Annotated in this window: 24 protein-coding genes; 18 read left to right on the forward strand and 6 right to left on the reverse strand. The window is 33.4% G+C overall.

Annotation, left to right across the window (positions count from 1 at the left end):
* Positions 1–49: 49 nt before the first annotated feature.
* Together BT156_RS10415 and BT156_RS10420 are read right to left on the reverse strand one after the other, a co-directional pair.
* Positions 50–535 carry a YcxB family protein gene (locus tag BT156_RS10415; RefSeq protein ID WP_072409849.1) on the reverse strand — a complete coding sequence of 162 codons (486 nt, stop codon included), beginning with the start codon at positions 533–535 and terminating at the stop codon, positions 50–52.
* Positions 536–545: 10 nt separating this feature from the next.
* Positions 546–2,693: an endonuclease MutS2 gene (locus tag BT156_RS10420; RefSeq protein WP_072409851.1), complete on the reverse strand. Its 2,148-nt coding sequence runs from the start codon at positions 2,691–2,693 to the stop codon at positions 546–548.
* A 265-nt stretch (positions 2,694–2,958) separates the two neighbouring features.
* Between BT156_RS10420 and BT156_RS10425 the strand changes: the two genes are divergently transcribed.
* Genes BT156_RS10425 through BT156_RS10440 form a run of 4 tightly spaced genes read left to right on the forward strand, consistent with a single transcriptional unit; the run spans position 2,959 to position 4,780 of the window.
* On the forward strand, positions 2,959–3,474 hold the full coding sequence (locus BT156_RS10425; protein ID WP_072409853.1) for a GNAT family N-acetyltransferase: 516 nt from the start codon (positions 2,959–2,961) through the stop codon (positions 3,472–3,474).
* A 6-nt stretch (positions 3,475–3,480) separates the two neighbouring features.
* Positions 3,481–3,675 carry a hypothetical protein gene (locus tag BT156_RS10430; RefSeq protein WP_072409856.1) on the forward strand — a complete coding sequence of 65 codons (195 nt, stop codon included), beginning with the start codon at positions 3,481–3,483 and terminating at the stop codon, positions 3,673–3,675.
* Positions 3,666–4,091 carry a hypothetical protein gene (locus BT156_RS10435; RefSeq protein WP_072409858.1) on the forward strand — a complete coding sequence of 142 codons (426 nt, stop codon included), beginning with the start codon at positions 3,666–3,668 and terminating at the stop codon, positions 4,089–4,091. The genes BT156_RS10430 and BT156_RS10435 overlap by 10 nt, the downstream gene beginning before the upstream one ends.
* 47 nt (positions 4,092–4,138) lie before the next feature.
* Positions 4,139–4,780 carry a uracil-DNA glycosylase gene (locus tag BT156_RS10440; RefSeq protein ID WP_072409860.1) on the forward strand — a complete coding sequence of 214 codons (642 nt, stop codon included), beginning with the start codon at positions 4,139–4,141 and terminating at the stop codon, positions 4,778–4,780.
* On the opposite strand, the gene BT156_RS10445 is transcribed toward BT156_RS10440, so the two are convergent.
* The 3 genes from BT156_RS10445 to BT156_RS10455 all read right to left on the reverse strand — a co-directional run bounded on the left by BT156_RS10445 (position 4,767) and on the right by BT156_RS10455 (position 7,033).
* Positions 4,767–5,267 carry a hypothetical protein gene (locus BT156_RS10445; protein WP_072409862.1) on the reverse strand — a complete coding sequence of 167 codons (501 nt, stop codon included), beginning with the start codon at positions 5,265–5,267 and terminating at the stop codon, positions 4,767–4,769. The genes BT156_RS10440 and BT156_RS10445 overlap by 14 nt on opposite strands.
* Before the next feature lie 12 nt (positions 5,268–5,279).
* Positions 5,280–5,771, reverse strand: coding sequence for a DUF456 domain-containing protein (locus tag BT156_RS10450; protein WP_072409863.1), 492 nt, complete (start codon positions 5,769–5,771; stop codon positions 5,280–5,282).
* 74 nt (positions 5,772–5,845) lie between these two features.
* A complete protein-coding gene (locus BT156_RS10455; protein WP_072409866.1) occupies positions 5,846–7,033 on the reverse strand; it encodes a carboxypeptidase-like regulatory domain-containing protein in 1,188 nt (395 codons plus the stop codon).
* A 252-nt stretch (positions 7,034–7,285) separates the two neighbouring features.
* On the opposite strand from BT156_RS10455, the gene BT156_RS10460 reads away from it, so the two are divergent.
* From BT156_RS10460 to BT156_RS10515, 12 genes are all read left to right on the forward strand, one after another.
* Entirely contained in the window at positions 7,286–8,548 is a 1,263-nt protein-coding gene (locus tag BT156_RS10460) for a mechanosensitive ion channel family protein (RefSeq protein ID WP_072409868.1), read from the forward strand.
* Positions 8,549–8,703: 155 nt separating this feature from the next.
* Entirely contained in the window at positions 8,704–9,429 is a 726-nt protein-coding gene (locus BT156_RS10465) for a pyridoxine 5'-phosphate synthase (RefSeq protein WP_072409870.1), read from the forward strand.
* Between the two features lie 88 nt (positions 9,430–9,517).
* On the forward strand, positions 9,518–10,297 hold the full coding sequence (locus BT156_RS10470) for an alpha/beta fold hydrolase (protein WP_072409872.1): 780 nt from the start codon (positions 9,518–9,520) through the stop codon (positions 10,295–10,297).
* A 115-nt stretch (positions 10,298–10,412) separates the two neighbouring features.
* Positions 10,413–10,643: a microviridin/marinostatin family tricyclic proteinase inhibitor gene (locus tag BT156_RS10475; RefSeq protein ID WP_066756407.1), complete on the forward strand. Its 231-nt coding sequence runs from the start codon at positions 10,413–10,415 to the stop codon at positions 10,641–10,643.
* Positions 10,644–10,670: 27 nt separating this feature from the next.
* On the forward strand, positions 10,671–10,880 hold the full coding sequence (locus tag BT156_RS10480; protein ID WP_072409874.1) for a microviridin/marinostatin family tricyclic proteinase inhibitor: 210 nt from the start codon (positions 10,671–10,673) through the stop codon (positions 10,878–10,880).
* Positions 10,881–10,921: 41 nt separating this feature from the next.
* On the forward strand, positions 10,922–11,134 hold the full coding sequence (locus tag BT156_RS10485; RefSeq protein ID WP_072409876.1) for a microviridin/marinostatin family tricyclic proteinase inhibitor: 213 nt from the start codon (positions 10,922–10,924) through the stop codon (positions 11,132–11,134).
* A gap of 42 nt (positions 11,135–11,176) precedes the next feature.
* Positions 11,177–11,395 (forward strand): microviridin/marinostatin family tricyclic proteinase inhibitor, encoded by a 219-nt coding sequence (locus BT156_RS10490; RefSeq protein WP_072409878.1) that lies wholly within the window; start codon positions 11,177–11,179, stop codon positions 11,393–11,395.
* A 93-nt stretch (positions 11,396–11,488) separates the two neighbouring features.
* Positions 11,489–12,442 carry an MvdC/MvdD family ATP grasp protein gene (locus BT156_RS10495; protein WP_072409880.1) on the forward strand — a complete coding sequence of 318 codons (954 nt, stop codon included), beginning with the start codon at positions 11,489–11,491 and terminating at the stop codon, positions 12,440–12,442.
* Positions 12,439–13,443, forward strand: coding sequence for an MvdD family ATP-grasp ribosomal peptide maturase (locus BT156_RS10500; protein ID WP_072409882.1), 1,005 nt, complete (start codon positions 12,439–12,441; stop codon positions 13,441–13,443). Before BT156_RS10495 ends, BT156_RS10500 begins: the two co-directional genes overlap by 4 nt.
* 463 nt (positions 13,444–13,906) lie before the next feature.
* Positions 13,907–14,920 (forward strand): NAD-dependent epimerase/dehydratase family protein, encoded by a 1,014-nt coding sequence (locus BT156_RS10505; RefSeq protein ID WP_072409884.1) that lies wholly within the window; start codon positions 13,907–13,909, stop codon positions 14,918–14,920.
* Complete coding sequence (locus BT156_RS10510; RefSeq protein WP_072409886.1) at positions 14,921–16,687, forward strand: AMP-dependent synthetase/ligase; 1,767 nt, start codon at positions 14,921–14,923, stop codon at positions 16,685–16,687.
* 119 nt (positions 16,688–16,806) lie between these two features.
* Positions 16,807–17,862 carry a diphosphomevalonate decarboxylase gene (locus BT156_RS10515; RefSeq protein ID WP_072409888.1) on the forward strand — a complete coding sequence of 352 codons (1,056 nt, stop codon included), beginning with the start codon at positions 16,807–16,809 and terminating at the stop codon, positions 17,860–17,862.
* Positions 17,863–17,959: 97 nt separating this feature from the next.
* On the opposite strand, the gene BT156_RS10520 is transcribed toward BT156_RS10515, so the two are convergent.
* Entirely contained in the window at positions 17,960–19,045 is a 1,086-nt protein-coding gene (locus BT156_RS10520; RefSeq protein ID WP_072409890.1) for an endonuclease/exonuclease/phosphatase family protein, read from the reverse strand.
* Positions 19,046–19,147: 102 nt separating this feature from the next.
* On the opposite strand from BT156_RS10520, the gene BT156_RS10525 reads away from it, so the two are divergent.
* A complete protein-coding gene (locus tag BT156_RS10525; protein WP_072410099.1) occupies positions 19,148–19,594 on the forward strand; it encodes a nuclear transport factor 2 family protein in 447 nt (148 codons plus the stop codon).
* 8 nt (positions 19,595–19,602) lie between these two features.
* Complete coding sequence (gene gloA2, locus BT156_RS10530; RefSeq protein ID WP_072409892.1) at positions 19,603–19,980, forward strand: SMU1112c/YaeR family gloxylase I-like metalloprotein; 378 nt, start codon at positions 19,603–19,605, stop codon at positions 19,978–19,980.

Raw genomic sequence — 19,980 nt, forward strand, 5'->3', positions numbered from 1 at the left:
AAAAAACAAAAGCGAGTGTCAATTTAATCGACACTCGCTTTTATTTTGATTAATCGTTTCTAAGTTTCGCTTTTACGCTATTGTTTTTAATAAGAGTTCTGAGCGCTACAATTTCTTGTTTTGTAAAATCTTTTTTAGGAATCATATTCATGGTTTGTAAACTATGATAAATAAGAAACCAATCTTTTAATTCTTTTACTCTTGAAACCGTATTCCAATGAAAATCGTTTTCAAATGTTTCTCCTTCAGCTTTAATCTTATCTTCAACAAAAGTGTAAGAAATATTTTCCTGAATTTTTTTGTCTGAATAATAAGCTTTTTTAATACTAAAATAACCTCTGACAGTCATGAAAACCCATAAGACAAGTAACCAGATAGAAGCATTTTCAAAAATATCTCCTTCATCGCTATCCAGAAAACCTTTAAATATAAAAAGTAAAACAGCTATAATTGGAAAGCCAAAAAACCTTATTAAAGAACTTTTTAAATAAAAACCCCAAAAATCTTTGAAAGTAATTTGTGTTTTTACAGTCATACATTAATCATTAAATCCTCTCCAATTCTTCAGCACTAATCGTCGTCTTAAAAGTCCCGTAATTCACAATCACTTTGTTTCTGGATATCTTTTCAATCGTCCCGACACTTGTACTTCCTCTGATACGAACGCGTTGACCAATTTTCATCCAAACGGCGCGGTCAGTTTGACGTTTTTCCTCTATTTTTTCGTTGGTTTCAGTGATTTTTTCAATAACATCTTCTTTTTTCAGTTGTTGAGTGATTTTTCTTTTTACAACCTGAAGTCTTTTCGTTTCATCTTTATCAGCATCGATTTTCCTGAATTTTTCCTGTTCTAAAATCTTTACAAAATCTTTCACAACATCTTTTCTGGATCTTCCTTTTATGTAGCCGTCAATAAATGTTTCAATCTTATTTCCAAACTGAAGTTTACGATGTTCATCTTCATATAATTTTTGGAAATTGAACAGTTTTTGTTGAAGCTGTTCATTTAGTTTTTGCAAATTGTCGCGTTTGTCTTCAACGGATTCTTTTCTTTCGGCAAGATCGGTTTTCAGTTTTTCAACCTCGAATTTTTCCTGCTGAAGTTTTACGATCGTTTTATCAAGATTCACAATATCATGTTCCACTTTTTTCTTCGCAGAATGAATGATAAACCTCGGGATTTTATTCTTCTCGGCAACCTCAAAAGTAAATGAACTACCAGCTTGTCCGACCTCCAATTTATACATCGGTTCCAATGTTTCTTCATCAAAAAGCATGGCTGCATTTTCTGCGTGAGGAAGCTCTTCTATAACCAGTTTAATATTCGTATAGTGCGTTGTAATGATCGCAAAACTCTTTTTGTCATAGAAAAACTCTAAGAAACTTTCTGCCAAAGCACCGCCCAATTCAGGATCTGAACCCGTTCCGAATTCATCGATCAACAAAAGGGTGTTGGCATCAGCCTCACGGATGATTCCGCCCATTTTCTTCAATCTTGATGAATAGGTGGAAAGGTGATTTTCAATAGATTGATTATCACCAATATCGGTCATGATCTTATCAAAGAAAAACATTTCTGATCTTGGGTGAACAGGTACTAAAATTCCGCTCTGGATCATTAATTGAAGTAATCCAACTGTTTTCAGCGTGATCGATTTCCCTCCCGCATTCGGTCCGGAAATACAGATAATTCTGTTTTGATCGGTCAACGATAATGTCTGAGAGAAAATAGTTTTATTTTCCGCTTTATTTCTTAACCATAATAATGGATGAAATGCTTCTCTTAATTTTAATGTTTTATGACGGTTGATCTTTGGTAAAACCCCGTTAATTAATTCTGCAAACTTAGCTTTAGCTCTAGTAAGATCAAGATCAAAAATATAAGCCTGATATCTCCAAAGCTGAGGTTGGAATACCGCTAATTCTGCGGTAAGCTGTCTTAGGATCTTATCAATTTCCTTTTTTTCTTCTTCCTGATTTTCTCGAAGTTTAAAGTAGTGCTTTACAACATTGTCAGGCTGAATATACGTAATTGAACCTGTTTTAGAAAGTCCCAACACTCTTCCCGGAACTCTTTTTTTATAAGCAGATTTTACTGCTAAAACTCGTATGTCTTCAATATTACTCTCTCTGATATCATCTAAAAAATCACTTTGAGCGTAATTGAACAATACACGGTTGAAATTTTCCTGAATTGCTTTTTTCGCATGCTGAATTTCCGCTCTTAAGGTTTTCAGGATTGGCGAAGCTTCACTTTTCACTTCATCAAAACGGTTGAAAACTTTATCAACCTTATCAATGATTTCTTTCTTAAATTCCAATACAGAAGCGTCTTCCATCAAAGTTGGGAACGTTTCGGGCATTGTCGGGAAAAACTTTTGAAGTCTTCCTATTTGTTCGGTAATCGTTTTTATTTTGATGAAAGCCTTATTTTCGAGACGGTAATTCTCGATCAGCATGAGTTGTAATTCGCTTTCAATATCTTCGTATTCATCAAACGGAATCGCATTTGAACTTTCAAAACTCGATAAATATTCGGAAGTTTTTTTGAGTGAAAGTCCTGCCTCGTCAATTTCCATGGGACGAAGTTGAAGAATTTTGTCCCTCGTTTTCGGAGAGTACGCAAATGGAGCAATTTCCGCGAGCAATTGCGGAAACTCTAATTCGTTTAAATCTTCTTTATTTATATACACAGTGCAAATTTAGTGAGAAAATGTGAATCTTAATTTGAAAATGAACTAATTTAAAAAATACGCTTCTTCTTATTTTAACCACAAAAGTCACAAAAGATTAAAATATAAATAATTTAAGTTTATCATAACTGTGAATAAAAGAATACAAAGTTTTTAAAAATCTTTGATTTTTTACTTTTACGAACTTTTGATTAACTTATTTTCAATAAAATCTTTTGTGACTTTTGTGGTTAAAATTTATTAGTTTAATTATTAAATTTGGGATATGAAACTAGAAACTGAAAGACTACAATTAAAAGAAATCAACGAAAGTTATGTTGAGGATATTCTGAAAATTCGTGGTAATGAAATAATCAATCAATTCGTTCAGAGAAATTCTCCGAAAAATAATTACGATGCGTTGCAATTTATTTTAACCATTAAAGAAAGAACCCGAAATCATGAGACTTTTTATTGGGGAATTTCTTTAAAAGATCAAACGAATCTTATCGGAACGATTTGTCTTTGGAAATTTTCTGACGACAGAAAGCAAGCAGAAGTTGGATATGAATTGTTACCCGACTATCACAGGAAAGGAATCATGTCGGAAGCGTTAACTGCAGTTGTAAATTATGGATTTAATACTTTAAATTTGCAGGAAATTGTCGCAATGACCAATAAGTTTAATGAAAACTCGAAAGGTATTCTTTTAAAGCATCAATTTGTTTTGGAGGAGGAGAGAAAGGATGAAGGTTTTCCTGATAATTTGGTTTTTAGCTTGAAAAAAATAATAGTAACATAATTTTTAATGAAAAAATTGTTAATGCTTTTTTTACCTATTTTCTTTTTGGGACAACAAAATGATGATTTGACAGATCCTATGAAAATAGCGATGAAAGATATTCATAATAAAGATTTTAAAAGTGCAATTATAAATCTTGACAAGTCTTTGAAAATTTATCCGAAAAATCCAAGTGCTTTATATTTTAAGGGATGCAAATAATAATTGAAGAGAAAGAAAGCGGTTGTAAATCATTGACTGATGCAATTTACTACAATAGTAATAGTGCAAAAGTGCTTTTTCCAGAAAAATGCATGGATTACAATCCCAAATTAAATCCAGAAAATTTTAAATCTGGAAAATTTACTTTACAGGTTTTGGGAGATTCTATAGTATATAATTTCGAGAGAAAAGATAACATGCAGTTTGAAACTTTTGAAGGGAAAATTTATACGGGTAAAATAGTTTGGTATGATAACGGAGAGTACACAATAATTCCGACAAAAGAGACAGAAAAAAGGATGAAGGAAAATCCGAAATTTTTGATTCGAATTTTGAAAATTGAGAATAATACTTACTTATATGAAAAAATTGAGGAGAATCAGGTTCAATATGGAAAAGTGAAAAAAGTTGGATAAAAATTATACAATTAACATACTATCTTTGTATTAATATTTAGAATTATATGACCTGGACCGAAATTTTAGCCCCCATAAAAAGCACTCCCTACTTTACAACCCTTTGGGAGAAAGTAAAACAGGAATACGCCACAACAAAAGTTTTCCCACCAAAGACTCAGATTTTCAGAGCGTTGGAAATTACGCCTTTTGATGACATTGAAGTCGTAATTATCGGACAAGACCCTTATCATAATGACTTTCAGGCGAATGGTTTATGTTTTTCTGTTTCCGAACAGGTGACTGCACCGCCTTCATTGAAAAATATTTTCATCGAACTGAAAGATGATTTAGGAATTGTAAGAACTTCAAAAGAATTAGACGATTGGGGAAAACAAGGGGTTTTAATGTTGAATGCGACTTTAACCGTTCGCGCTCATACTCCGAACTCTCACAAGGATTTAGGATGGGAAACATTCACGAATTATATCATTAAAGAAATTTCAGATAAAAGAGAAAATGTGGTTTTCGTATTGTGGGGCGCTTTTGCACAAAAAAAAGCCGAATTCATCGATCCGGCTAAGCATTTTATCATTAAATCGGCGCATCCGTCACCGTTTTCTGTGTACAGAGGATTTTTCGGAAGCAAACCTTTTTCAAAAATTAATGAATATTTGGTTTCAAAAGGAAAAAAGCCTATTTCGTGGTAGAGTCTCCTCCTGCTTTTTTGATAACGATTCCGATTCTGTATTTTCCGGCAAGTGCTTTGGCGCCATCTTTTGATGTAGGGTAAGGATTTACATCTTTTAGTGAAATGGTATATCCGTTGAACTCCGTAGATTGGTGATAATTTCGCCCTGCATTTTCTGTGGTGGCGATACTTACGGTCATTGGTCTGGTTGCCAATCCCATCACTTCAATCTGTGCCACGGCAACTCCTGCCCACATACAGTTTACGCCTTCAGGACAACGGCTGTCCTCAGAAATACCTTTAAATGTGACATTCATTTCATATTCTTTAAGGAATTTATTTTCTCCCTCATTGAAGTAAATGATATTTTCATCCTTATTCATTGATTTTACGTCTTTTATTTCGCCTGTCACAGTATTTTTTGTTGAGGTTTTGTTTTCCTTTTGAGCATTACAGTTAGCTAATGTCAATAACCCTAAGCCGAATATGATGGTTTTGTGTAGCATGATTTTCTGTTTTTAAATGATATTAAGCATATTCAATACTACTACCAAAAACATTGCCACACCTACAACCAAACTAAATCCCGTTCCGTAAATGAATCCTATGAAAGCACCTTTTGTAGATTTTAAAGCTTTATTCATGTCTTTACTATCATGAAGTAATTCACCGATGAAAACTCCGGCAAACATTCCGATCAGGAAGCCTAGTGGAATTGGTAAAAACATTCCGACAATGGTTCCGATTATTGAACCGATACTTCCCCAACGTGTTCCGCCATATTTTTGATTGGTTTTGGCTGGAATTACATAACTTAAAACTACAGAAACTGCCGTCAGAATTCCAAAAGCCCAAATGTAAATCATGGATAGATCAGCGTCAGTTCCATATTTATAGATTAGTAAACCACAAAGACTTAATAATAATCCAGGTAAAACAGGAAGAAAAGTTCCTAAGATTCCGAGGAATAATAAAACAAGACAGAGAATATTAATTAATGTTGTATCCATTCTTAAAATTATACATGCAAGATAAAAAAAAGTGGCCTTAAAAAAGCCACCTTTCAATATAAGTTAAAAATTTACTATAGATTTAAGATTACATATTGTAGAATTACGCCGGCGTTTCCAATGTTGCCTGAGGCATGATTATGGAAGGTTGTGTAATAAATATATCCACTGGTTGAAGATCCTGAGCAAGGGCCTACCGTTGCTCCTAATGCAACCAAATAAGGAACCAATACCTGAGGAACTGAGATACTGATCTGGATATTTCCAGGTAGTGTAATACAAACCGTTACAAATGTTGAATTTGGAGCATTTCCTATCGGAGTAGTTGGTACACCTGTAGCGGTAAAATGATTGGTTCTGATCATCAAAGCGTCATTTGATGAAGTTTCTTTAACTAAAACTTCCCAATATGCCGGATCATAGTTAATTATTTTCTGCCATGCACCTAGATCATAATTAATATTAAGAGTATTGAACCCCAACACTGTTGTAAGTCCTGCATTATTTACTGTAGCGCCTACCATACCTACGCTTCCGATGTTTTTAGAACATAATTTTGTGTCGGGAACAAATCCTCCTGCAAGCGAACAGTTATTGGTATTAGTTGTTCCTCCCACTAAGTAGGCAACGTCCCAGTCTGACGCATAGATACTTCCTCCATTAGCAACAAAAGTGGCTAGATTAGTATCAATTACATTGTAAAGTCCCGGATTTGAAGAGTAGTTATTTCTTGATCCACAGTTAAGAAATATGATGTCATACTGTGCAACTGTAGTCATGTTAGCAAGATCGTTATTGGTGATTTCGGTGGCGGTATAGCCTAAAGTCTGAATAATATCTTCAATTTTATCATATGTCCCTTTTACGTAAGCAATTTTTGCAACCTGATTCAGTTTGGTTTGACTGGCATCTATATTTAAAGTTTCATTATCTTTTACAGTTGCGGAAATTTCTGTACGGAAATTACTGCCATTCCCTGTTTGAATATGAATCGTTTGATTTCCAGCCGGAGCTTCCAACGTGAAGTTACCGTCTGAGTCAGAAGTCGTGTAATAGATTTTGTACTTGTCATCAAATGTAAAAACTGAAGCCCCACCAATAGGTTTGGTTCCGTTTTGTGACATCACTTTTCCGGTAATTTTTCCGGTTTTTACAACCGTAGGACCAACGTTTTCGGAAACTATTGCAGGATCATCTCCTCCTGTACAATTGGTTAAAAGTGTGAATACACACAACAAAATAAATAAGTAGTGTTTTCTCATATCTAATTGGTTTTGATTTGTTTAGTTTCAATCAAATTTAATAAATAATTGAATATAAAGTCATAAAATGTGATAATTTTTTAATATTATTTATTTTTAAAGATGGTTTTTGGTGAATCTTCTATTTATTAACCATAGTTTAAGAGGATTTAATAATTTTTATTAAATATTAAAAAAGAAATCATTTTGGGATGAAAATTGATGGAAAGGTTTTGATTAAAATCACCCTTAAATTTCCTAAATTTGCTGTAAATGAAAGACGAAATACAAGATACCAAAGATTTTTTGCAGAATATCAGCGATCAGATTCATTACCTGGTTAAAGGGAGCGTGCATCCTGAGCTTGTTCTTACGTGTCAGATTGTTCTTAAATTTATATTTTTGGCAGGTCTTGTGTATGCTATTGATTTCATTTTTAAATTTTTGGTGAATATAATTATCAAAAAGTTTTTTGATAAAGAAAAATATCCTATTATTAAATCTATTTATCAGTCAAGGATCACAAATTCAATTGTACATTTAGGCGCTTTGAATTTTGCAGGATATGCCTTGTTATCTGTTTTTTACAGGCATCCTAAAAGTTTCACTTTATTAGAATTAATTGTAAATGTTGCCATTATTTTCGTCATCGCCGGAATGCTGTTTAGGGCATTAACAGCTTTCAGAAATTACTTTGTACTTAAACAGGATTTTTACAAAATAATGGCTCTTAATGCGATCTCAGAATCAGTAAAAATCTTCGGGATTTTTATTCTTACGGTTATTGGGATCTGTACGATTTTCGGGATAAAAGGAGGGACGATATTAGGAAGTTTAGGAGCAATAACAGCGGTTTTGGTATTGGTTTTCAGAGATACGATCTTAGGATTTGTAACAGGACTTCACGTGGCAACTTCAAAAAGTATGAAAGTAGGCGACTGGATCGGGATTCCTAAATATAATATTGAAGGAAATATTTCTGATATAAGCCTTCTGACAACGAAGATCACTAATTTTGATAAGACAATTTCCACGATCCCTACTTATGATTTGCTGACAACTGAGATCAAAAACCTTCAGGTGATGTCAGAGTCTAATACAAGAAGAATCAAAAAATCGATTTACTTTAATATCAATTCTTTTAAGTTTTTAAATGATGAAGAAATTGAACGTTTGAGAGATATTAATTTAATTTCCGATTATCTGGAATCAAAAATTATTGAATTAAAAAAAGAAAAAGAAAACCTCGAGCATAAAGATAAGATCATCAACGGAAGACAGCTTACCAATATCGGAGTTTTCCGATATTACGCTCAAAAGTACATTGAAAACGATGCTGATATTGATAAAAACGGAGCAATGATGGTTCGTCAGTTGGAAATCACCCCGCAAGGTCTGCCTTTGGAAATTTATTGTTTTGCCAATGATTCCAAATGGGAGCATTTTGAAGAAATTCAGGCCGATATTTTTGACCATTTACTGGTTGCTTCCAAAGAATTTGATTTGCAGGTAATGCAGGTGAACGTAAAAGTATAAATAATTAGAAGTTAGAGTTTAGAAGCTGGAAATTATTTTTTAACTCTAACTTTTTAATTTAAAATAAAATAATAAGAAATAGATTTAAGCAGAAAATTTTACATATTCATGTAAACTAATTTCTAAAATCTAACTTCTAATATCTAGATTAAAAAATGACAAAATTAAGTGTAAACATTAATAAAATTGCAACGATAAGAAATGCAAGAGGAGGCGAAACGCCAAGTGTAACAGAAGCTGCAATTAAAATTCAGGAGTTTGGCGGACAGGGAATTACGGTCCATCCAAGACCCGATGAAAGACATATTACAAGAAAAGATGTTTATAATCTGAAGCCTTTGGTGACAACAGAATTTAATATTGAAGGAAATCCGCACAGAGAATTTATCGACATGGTGCTGGAAGTAAAACCTGAGCAGGTAACGTTGGTTCCCGATGCAGATGACGCCATTACTTCAAATGCAGGTTGGGATACAAAAAAACACTTTGATTTTCTTAAAGAAATTATCGCTGAGTTTAAAAATGCAGGAATCCGTACTTCGGTTTTCCTTGATCCAACGCCGGAATTGGTAAAATATGCTGCAAAAACCGGTGCAGACAGAATCGAATTATACACTGAAGCTTATGCTAAAAATTATTTATTGAATAAAGAGCAGGCTATAAGGCCTTATTATGATACAGCAGTTGTTGCAAATGAATTTGGTTTAGGAATCAATGCAGGTCACGACTTAAGCTTAGATAATTTAAAATATTTTGCAGATAATATCCCAAATTTATTGGAAGTTTCTATCGGTCATGCCTTGGTTTCCGAAGCTTTGTACATGGGAATGGAAAATACAGTCCAGGCGTATTTGAAGAGATTGGCAAAATGGAATAATTAGAAACTAGAAGTTAGAAATTAGAAGTCAGTATTTCAGTGTATTTTACTAATATCTAGTTTCTAACTTCTAACATCTTATAAAAAAACTTATGGAAATTCTACATTCAAAAATATTTGGCGAAAATCTTTCGTCTACACCGCTTTTGGTTTTTCACGGATTATTCGGAATGCTTGATAATTGGGGAAGCTTTGGAAAAGATCTTGGCGAGCAGTTGCCTGTTCATTTAATTGATCTTAGAAATCATGGGAGAAGCTTTCATTCCGAAAGTATGTCGCACGATGATTTAGCTGATGATATTGCTAATTATATGAGTCATTACGGAATCGAAAAAGCCCATATTTTAGGGCATTCTCTGGGTGGAAAAGCGGTAATGCAGTTCGCAATAAAATATCCCGAGAAAGTTGATAAATTAATTGTGGTTGATATTTCTCCGAAAGCATATCCTCCACATCATCAGGGAATTATCAAAGCTTTGGAAACGGTTGATTTTAATACTGTAAACTCTCGAAATGAAGTTGAAGCTGTTTTAACTCAATATATTCCGGAAAAATCTACCATCCAGTTTTTGGCTAAAAATTTATATTGGGGTGATGATAAAAAGCTGAACTGGAGATTTAATCTTAAAACTTTAGCCGAAAAATATACAGAATTTGTTTCAAATGCCATCAAATTTGGTGTTTTTGAAGGGGAGACTTTATTTATTTCAGGTGAAAAATCCAATTATATTCTTCCTCAGGATGAGTTTGGCATCAGGCAGCAATTTCCGAAAGCTAAAATTGTTACGGTGAAAAATGCAGGACATTGGGTTCAGGCAGAAAATCCTGTTGATTTTGCGAATGTTGTTAGAGAATTTTTAGGCTTGAATTAATTTAATTCTACAATTATTGAATTTGTGTTAAAATTTTATTAAATAATATATTTATTTCTCCTGGTGTTGAATTTTTTGTAATTTAGTTTTGCCAAATAACTAATAATATAAACTTATGAAACAGAAAAATTCAAAGAAACCGTTTTTTGCTTCGTTTTTAGAGAAACAAGTTAAGAATCCGGAAAAGGTAAATGGAGGTCAGGAAATAACAACAGCTCTTGAAGATTCTGTTACAATTCCTACAAAAGACAATGTTACATCTGCACTTTCGGATAGTGTTACAAAACCTGGATTAGACCATGTGACCATGAAGTATCCTTCGGATGGTGATGATTCTGTTGAATAATTAAAACTAAAACCAAATTCAAAAACCATGAAAAACAAAAAATTCAAAAAACCGTTTTTTGCCTCTTTCCTAGAGAAGCAAATCAATAATTCTGAAAAGGTAAAGGGAGGAGCTGTGACTTCTGTGCTTGTAGATAATGTGACATCAGCCCTTCAGGACACTGTTACAAAGCCGGGGTATGATAATGTAACTATGAAATACCCTTCCGACGGCGACGAAACAGGAGAAGCTTCATAAGTTTCAATCAATCATTATCTTAACACCAAACTAAAAGAATTATGAAAAACAAAAATTTAAAGAAACCATTTTTTGTATCATTTTTAGAGAAGCAAATTCAGGATCCTCAAACGGTAAAAGGAGGAGCAATAACGACTGCACTTCAGGATTCTCCCACAACATCAGTTCTAAGAGATACTGTTACCAACAGACAAAATGATCAGGTAACAATGAAATATCCGTCTGATAGTGACGAAACCGGAGAACTAGATTAAAATTTACTCAATTTAAATACAATCAAACTCAAACTAAACATTATGAAAAACGAAAATTCAAAAAAGAAGCCATTTTTTGCCTCTTTTCTAGAAAAGCAACTTAAAGATCCTGAAACGGTAAAAGGTGGTACAGATATCACAATTCCGGAAAGAGATACAGTTACAAAACCGGTGTTAGATACGGTTACAAAGCCTCAGTACGACATGGCTCAGACTCAGAAATATCCTTCTGACGGAGATGATGATGCTCCGGTTGTATAAAATGAGTTGTTTTTATAATTAAAACATATTAACAAAATCATATTTAAAAGGGAACTTAAACTTTAAGTTTCCTTTTTTAATAAAACGCGGCCAATGATTCTCTGTATTACTCATTCCAACGATTTTTATAATATCGATCTCTTTTTCGACTATCTGAGATCCAAAAATATCCCTTATTTCAGGCTTAATTCTGATCATCTTAATGATTTTCAGAAAATCAGCATCAATGAAGATTCTTTTGAACTGACTGATGAATTTGGAAACATTCTTAACTCTAAAGATATTCAAGCGGTATGGCACAGAAAGTCCTGGCGAATTACCATTCCTGAAGACCTTGACGAAGATTATGAGAAAATTTTCCTGAAAGAATATGGAAGTCTTCGCTATAATCTTTTTACGATGTTGGAAAATATTCCTTGGATTAATCCGTATGAATCTGAGAATAAGATTGATGGCAATAAAATGTATCAGCTTAAAATTGCTCAAAAGTTTGATTTAACCATTCCAAAAACGCTTTTTTCTAATGATGAAGAAAAGATTTTAACCTTTTTTCATGAAAACTGCAATGGAAAGGCTGTAGCAAAACTTCATGGTGTCATTACAAAATCGATGAATGGGGAGAATTTTCTTTCAACAACCATTATTGATGAAAATAATTTAGAACACATTGCTGATATTGCGTATTGTCCGATGATCTTTCAGCCATATATCGAAAAAGAATATGAACTGAGAATTGTTTATGTAGATGGTGAGTTTTTCACAGGTAAAATTAATAACAGTGAAAATACCGACTGGAGAGTTATTCAGGAAGGTTTTCTCTGGTCTGAATATGATCTTCCGGAAGAAATTAAAAAAAATCTGATTTCAATGATGAAGGAAATGAAACTGTATCTTGGAGCAATCGATATGATCAAAGGAAAAGATGGAAAATACTACTTTCTCGAAGTAAATCCGCAAGGAGAGTGGGGAATGCTGCAAAAAGAACTTAATTTCCCCATCGCAGAAAGAATAGCCGATAACCTTATAAAAAGAATAAATAACCAATGAATAAAATTTTAATAATTACGCATACTGGAGATAATTTTTCAATCGAAAAAGTAACAGAATATATTGAGAAAAATAACTGTGAAGTGATCCGTTTTGATGTCGATTTATATCCTTTACAAAATAAATTATCCACTATTTTTCAAGACGGAGAATGGGTGAGTTTTCTTGAAACTGCTGATGCTAAAATTCGTCTGGATGATGTTGCAGCGGTTTGGTACAGAAGAGCTTACAATATAGGAAACGGTCTGAAAGAAGAAATGGATTCTAAGTTTTACGGAGCCGCAATGGGCGAGATACGCAATACACTTTTCGGGTTTTTGGAGTCTTTTGACTGTTATTCTTTAGGAAAACCAAGCGTTTACAGAAGATTAGACAGTAAGGAAGAACAGCTTAAAATTGCAGACAAAATTGGATTAAAAATTCCTGCAACTTGCTTAACAAACAATCCTGAAGAAGCAAAACAGTTTATTATAAAACATAAGAACGTTGTAGCAAAAATGCAGACCGGATTTGCCATTTACGAAGACGGAGTTGAAAGTGTAGTTTTCACGAATGTTGTTAAAGAGGATAAATTTGAAGAATTAGAGTCACTTTTATATTGTCCGATGCAGTTTCAGAAAATGATTCAAAAGAAAAGGGAACTTCGTGTAACCGTTGTTGGTCGGGATGTTTACGCTTTTGAAATTGATTCTCAACAATTCGAAGATGCCAAAGTTGACTGGAGAAAAGACGGCGTGAATTTAATCGATAAATGGCTTCCAACCGAACTTCCGAAAGATGTTGAACAAAAAGTTTTAGAGCTTTTAGATGTTTATAATGTTGATTATGGAGCACTTGACATCATCGTTTCTCCTGAAGACGATTATTATTTTATTGAAATCAACGCCGCAGGAGAGTTTTTCTGGTTGGATAACCTTACAGAAGGAAATCTTATTTCTAAAAGTATCGCAGATGTATTGTGTGATAAAGCGCCAAGAAGAGATAATATGGTTTTAGCTTAAACTTTTGAACACAAAATCACAAATTAATTCCACGAATTACACAAGAATTTATATTAATAGGAACGGGCTTTAGCCCGTTTTCTTATTTTTATATTGTTGGAAAATCGCAAAGGCGCAAATTATAATTAAAATTCCTGCTTTAAGGCGCAAAGATTTTATCGGAGATAAAATTTAGGAATGTATAATTACTGTAATATAATGCTTGCTGAAAATCTTTGATTTTCTTGCACCTTAGAAACAGCATGAAGAATAAAAGTCTTTGCGTCTTTGCGATTCTCCAACAAGATATTCTCCATTACAATTTAAACAAATTCATTAATTAAATAGGAAACTAGATCGAAATTGTCCTTTAAAAATCGCAAATTTGCAGATACAATTTTTAAGTGATTTTTATTAAAACCAAGAATTGCCGAATAAAAAATATTGTCATAATTTAGTCAACAATCAAGTAGAAATATAATTGATGGTTTTTGTAACGGGTGCCACCGGAATTTTAGGCAGAGTAATCGTTTTAGAGCTTCTTAAAAAAGGCAAAAACGTTCGTGCTGCGAAAAGACCTACAAGCAATATAAAAGAAGTAAAACATTCGTATACATTTTATACGGAAAGCCCTGACGATTTTTTTAATAAAATTGAATGGATCGATGTAGATTTTGATGATATCAATTCTCTTCAGGATGCTTTAAAAGGAGTAGATGAGGTTTATCACTGTGCTGCAAAAGTAAGTTTTAATCCAAAAGATGAAAAAGAGATGTATCATGTTAATATTAAAGGTACAGAAAATCTCTTATTTGCTTGTGAAGGTTCTGATGTTAAGAAATTTTTACATGTAAGTTCTATTGCAGTGTTAGATGGTTTTAATGAAAAAGGAGAATTGGACGAAGAGTCTGATTTTAATCCTAAAATAGAACATTCTGCCTATGCAATTTCAAAGCATTTATCTGAAATGGAAGTCTGGAGAGCATCCGCCGAAGGTTTAAATACAATTATCATCAACCCCGGAATCATCATCGGTTCAGGAAACTGGAGTCAAAGCAGTGGCGAACTTTTTTCTACTTTTGAAAAGAATAGTTTTACATTTTCCGGAGGTACATCTTATGTAGATGTATTGGATGTAGCAAAAATTGCCATTGAATTAATGGAAAAGAATGTTTTCGGAGAACGTTTTATTCTTATTTCTGAAAATAAAAAATATGCTGATATTGGGAATTATGTCAGGAATAAAGCAGGTCTAAAAGATGCTAAAATCTTATCCAACACACAACTGAATTTGGGAAGATGGATGAACATTTTTTTCGGATGGTTAATTCCACAATTAAAAATGGCGACCAGAACTAATATTGAGGCAGTGACTGCAATGAATACAATTTCCAATCAAAAAATTAAAGAAAAGCTGAATTATCAGTTCATTCCCGTACAGGAAAGTGTTGATTTTCACCTTAATAATTATAGTAACGACAAAAAGCTGAATAAATAAATGAATCTTGCAGAGGCAATTATCAATAAAAATGTAGCAAAGCATCCCATAAAATCAGCCATTGGTTTTAAGAAAAAAGAAGGCTGGAAGGAATTGAGCTGGAAGAAATTCGGTGAAATGATCTTCAAAACAGCCAATGCTCTGAAGAATGCAGGAATTCAGGAAAATGATAAAGTGGCGATCTACTCAGACAATTCTTCTGAGTGGATGATTTTTGATTTGGCTGCAATATCTATCGGAGCCATCACGGTTCCCATTTATTCTACAAACAACGCTGAACAGGCAGAATATATCATCAATGATTCTCAGGCTAAAATTATTTTGGTGGGAGATCAGGCGCAATATGATGCGTGTCTGGATATTTTACATAAAGAAGAAAATACTCTTCAAACGATTATCATTTCTAAAAAAGCAGTCTGGATCAAAAAAGAATTCAGCAGTTTTTATCTGGAAGATTTTATTGCAAAAGCTTCCTCAAAACTAGAGATTTTTAAAAAGGAATATGAAGATGTAGCCACTTTGATCTACACTTCAGGAACTACAGGAACGCCAAAAGGAGTAATGCTGACGCACGGAAATTTCATCAAAGCTTTCGATGCTCATTTTGAATTTTTTAAATTTAAAAATTTCGAAGAAGAGCTTTCTTTAGCATTTTTACCTTTAAGTCACGTTTTCGAAAGATGCTGGAGTTTGCTTTGTTTGTATGGCGGAGCAAGAGTATATTTCTTGGAAGATCCAAAGAATATCGCAAAAGCATTGGAAGAGGTAAAACCTACGATGATGTGCGCCGTTCCGAGATTTTTCCAGAAAGTGTATGCCGGAGTATTAGAAAAAGCAGGTGAAGGTTCATCTTTAAAAAAGAAAATTTTTAATTGGGCATTAGAAACAGGAAAGCAAACCGGAGAATTGAGACAGCATGAAAATCCGGTTCCTTTTGGATTAAAACTAAAAGAATCTCTTGCGGATATGTTGGTTTTCAGTAAAATCAAAGAAAAAATGGGTGGTCGACTTTGGTTTCTACCTTGTGGCGGAGCATCGTTGTCTCCTGAAGTTACAAAATTCTTTGAATCAGTTGGAATTCATGTTACGGTTGGGTATGGTTTGACAGAAACTACGGCAACTTTGACGCTTTTCCCTTTAACAAATTTCGAGCATGCAACAAGCGGAAAACCTTTACCGGGAGTTGAGATCCGAATCGGAGAAAATGATGAAATTCAGGCGAAAGGAAACGGTATCATGAAAGGATACTATAACAAACCGGAAGAAACGCAAAAAGTTTTCACAGAAGACGGTTGGTTTAAAACAGGTGACGCCGGAAAGATTGACGATGCCGGAAATTTGATCATTACAGACAGGATCAAAGATTTAATGAAAACTTCCAACGGGAAATACATTGCGCCACAGCAGATCGAGAATCTTTTGACTAATAATAATTATATAAGTCAGATTGTTTTGATTGCCGAGGGAAGACAGTTTGTTTCTGCTTTGATTGTCCCTAATTTTGAGTTTCTGCAAGATTATATAAAGAAAAATAACATTCCATTCACCAACTGGGAAGAATTGGTGAAAAAAGACGAAATTATTCGTTTATATAAAGATAAAATTGCTGAACTGGAACATGATCTGTCTGATTTCGAAAAGGTAAAGAAATTCACTCTGATGCCTGCAGAATTCGACATCAACACAGGCGAGATCACGCCAACTTTAAAGGTGAAGAGAAATGTAGTTCTTAAAAAATATGCAGATATTATTGAGAAAATGTATTAGTGACTGTCATTCTGAGGAACGAAGAAATCTATAATATTTTTTTATATTTGACTTAATTGAGATTCTTTCATTCCACTTCGTTTCATTCAGAATGACAAGAGAATATTTTAAATTAAATTATGACAACACAAGAATTTTTAGGAAAAGAAGACTTTACGATAAGCTCGCAAACAGTTTCAGAAAGCTGTCCATCAAATATTGCCTTAATCAAATATTGGGGAAAATATGACAATCAGATTCCTGCAAATCCGAGTATCAGTTATACTTTAAATCATTGTAAAACCAATACTACAGTAGAATTTTTAGCTGGAGAACCATTTTCTGTACAAACTTTTTTAGCAGGAAATGAAGAAGTAAAATTTGCTGAAAAAATTGAAAAATACTTTAAAAATATCGAACAGTATTTGCCTTGGATCTTGGAAGGTAAATATATCATCAGAACAGAAAATACATTCCCACACAGTTCAGGAATTGCAAGTTCAGCTTCAGGATTTGGAGCAATTGCAAAGTGTTTAATGAAACTGGATGAAGTTTTTTCAGAGAAAACTTCGGATGAAGAATCATTAAAAAAAGCGTCATTTTTGGCTAGATTAGGGAGCGGAAGCGCTTGCAGAAGTCTTTACAACGGATTGGTTGTTTGGGGACAATCTCAGGTTAGAGGTAGTTCAGATCTATATGCTGTACAATATCCGGATGATGAAATTCATGAGATTTTCAAAGATTTTAATGACTGGGTTTTGTTGATTCATGAAGGTCAGAAAACGGTTTCTTCAACGGTTGGACATGGTTTGATGAATACAAATCCGTATGCAGAAAGACGATTTCAGGAAGCGAGAGAGAATTTCATTCCGATGATTGAAATTCTTAAAAATGGTGACTTGCAAAGTTTTATCAAATTAGTTGAGCACGAAGCTCTTACGCTTCACGCAATGATGATGATGAGCGATCCTGCTTTTATTTTAATGAAGGTTGGAACATTAGAAGTGATCAATAAAATCTGGGATTTCAGAAGAGAAACTAATTTACCTTTATTCTTTACATTGGATGCCGGTGCAAACGTTCATCTTTTATTCCCGAATGATGGTTCAGAAGAAAAAATTAAATCATTTGTCGAAGCTGAATTATTACAGCACACCCAAAACAATGGAGTAGTGAAGGATATTATGAAGTTTTAATTAAGATAAAAACATACTAAATATATCAATAGGAACGGGCTTTAGTCCGTTTTTGTTGTATAAGAATGCAATTGACTTTAGTCAAAACATATTTAAATCAATCCTCAGTCACAACCGCATCACGCTCACCATCCTCTTCTTTTCCTTCCTGAATCATTTCCTCAGCTTGAATTTTTTCTTCTGTAGTCGCCTTTTCTATTCTTTCTTCCTGCTCATTATTATGATGATCTATAAAAAATTCGCAGTAAACCGGTAAATGGTCGGAGCCAAAATTCTCCAAAGTGGTAAGTTTTTCAATAAAAATATCCTCACTATGAAACATCAGGTCAATCGGAAATCTCAGCATACGATATTTTGCATGAAAAGTTGATACAAAAGCACGACCGATTCTAGGATCGATCAAATGGCTCGTTTTTCTGAATAATATAGACGATTTTGACCATGCAACATTATTAAAATCTCCCACAACAATAACGGGCTTATCAATTTTTGTTACCCGTTTTGCGGTGCTTAATAAGTCGCCGTCCCTTTCTTTTGAAGTTTCCTCTTCGGTAGGACTTGGAGGTGGTGGATGAACTCCAAAAAATACAAATGAAAATCCATCTTCGGTGGTTAAATGAACTTCAATACTCGGAATATCATCAGCAACAAAATAATGTGTTTTAGCTTCCTTGATTTCTATTTTGGAATAAAAATGCATTCCGTAAGTATTTTCCAGCGTTACTTTATGATGATATGGATAGTCTTTTTCCAAAGGCTGCATCGCTTTTTCCCAATCTCCATTACTTTCCATGGTCAGAAAAATTTCAGGATGATATTTTTCTATTAATTTAATAAATCTGCTGTATTCTGTATTGAACTGATATACATTTGCTGAAATAAAATGTATTTTTTGAGATGATTTCTGTTGTCTTGTGTGTTTCTTTATAGGATAAATTGGTGTATACCTAACCAGAATAATGGCATGATGAATAAACAGCAGCCCTAAAAATCCTTGAAAATACCAAAAATATTCCGAATGAGAATCTACCAGAAAACCTAAAATAAATGTAATGACAATAAAATAAGTGATCTGGATTTTACCAAATTCAGGCACCCTAAATATCCAATGTGAATTTTGAATTTTAGGCAATAGCGTTAAAAGGAGCAACAGCGCAACCAGAATCAGATAAGCGTTCCACATATTCTTGAAATAAAGGGATAAAAGTATGATTTTACTTTCTAATTGATGTACAGTTTATATTTTATTTTCCTATTTTTATTGATTAGATTAAATCAAAATAAAATGAACAAAATACTTACTGTCACTTTATTTTTAAGCAGTTTCTGTTTCGCCCAGAATAATCAGAATCAGGAAATAGAAAAACCGATCCGAAACTTGTTTCTTGGAATGAAAAATGCAGATCAGGAGTTATTGAAATCTATATTTTCAGAAAGCGCAATCCTTCAAACTATTACAAAAGATGGAACAGTGAAAACGGAGAATATCTCTGATTTTATCTCATCAATTTCCAAAGCTTCAAAAGATGATCTTGATGAAAGAATAACCATCGAAGCTGTTCATGTTGACGGAAATCTGGCGAGTGTTTTTACGCCATATCAGTTTTACTATAAAGGAAAATTCTTGCATTGTGGAGCCAATAGTTTTCAATTGGTAAAACAAAATAATGTCTGGAAAATTCAATATATAATTGATACCAGAAGAAAAGAAAACTGTGAGAATTCAAAATAAATTTAAAAATGAAAATACATCATATCGCCATCATTTGTTCAGATTACGAGGTTTCTAAAAAATTCTACACAGAAGTAATCGGATTAAATATAATTCGTGAAGTTTACCGTGAAGAAAGACAATCTTATAAGTTAGATCTTGCTATTGGTGAGCATTACGTTATCGAATTGTTTTCATTTCCAAATCCACCAGAAAGACCGTCCCGACCAGAATCATGTGGTTTAAGACATCTGGCTTTTTCGGTTGAAAATGTTAATGAAAAACGTCTGGAATTAATTAATAAAGGCTTAAACTGTGAAGAAATAAGAATCGATGAATTTACCGGAAAAGAATTTTTCTTTACCCAAGATCCGGACAAATTGCCTTTAGAGTTTTATGAAATGTAA

Source organism: Chryseobacterium limigenitum, from assembly GCF_900114875.1.
GTDB lineage: Bacteria > Bacteroidota > Bacteroidia > Flavobacteriales > Weeksellaceae > Chryseobacterium > Chryseobacterium limigenitum.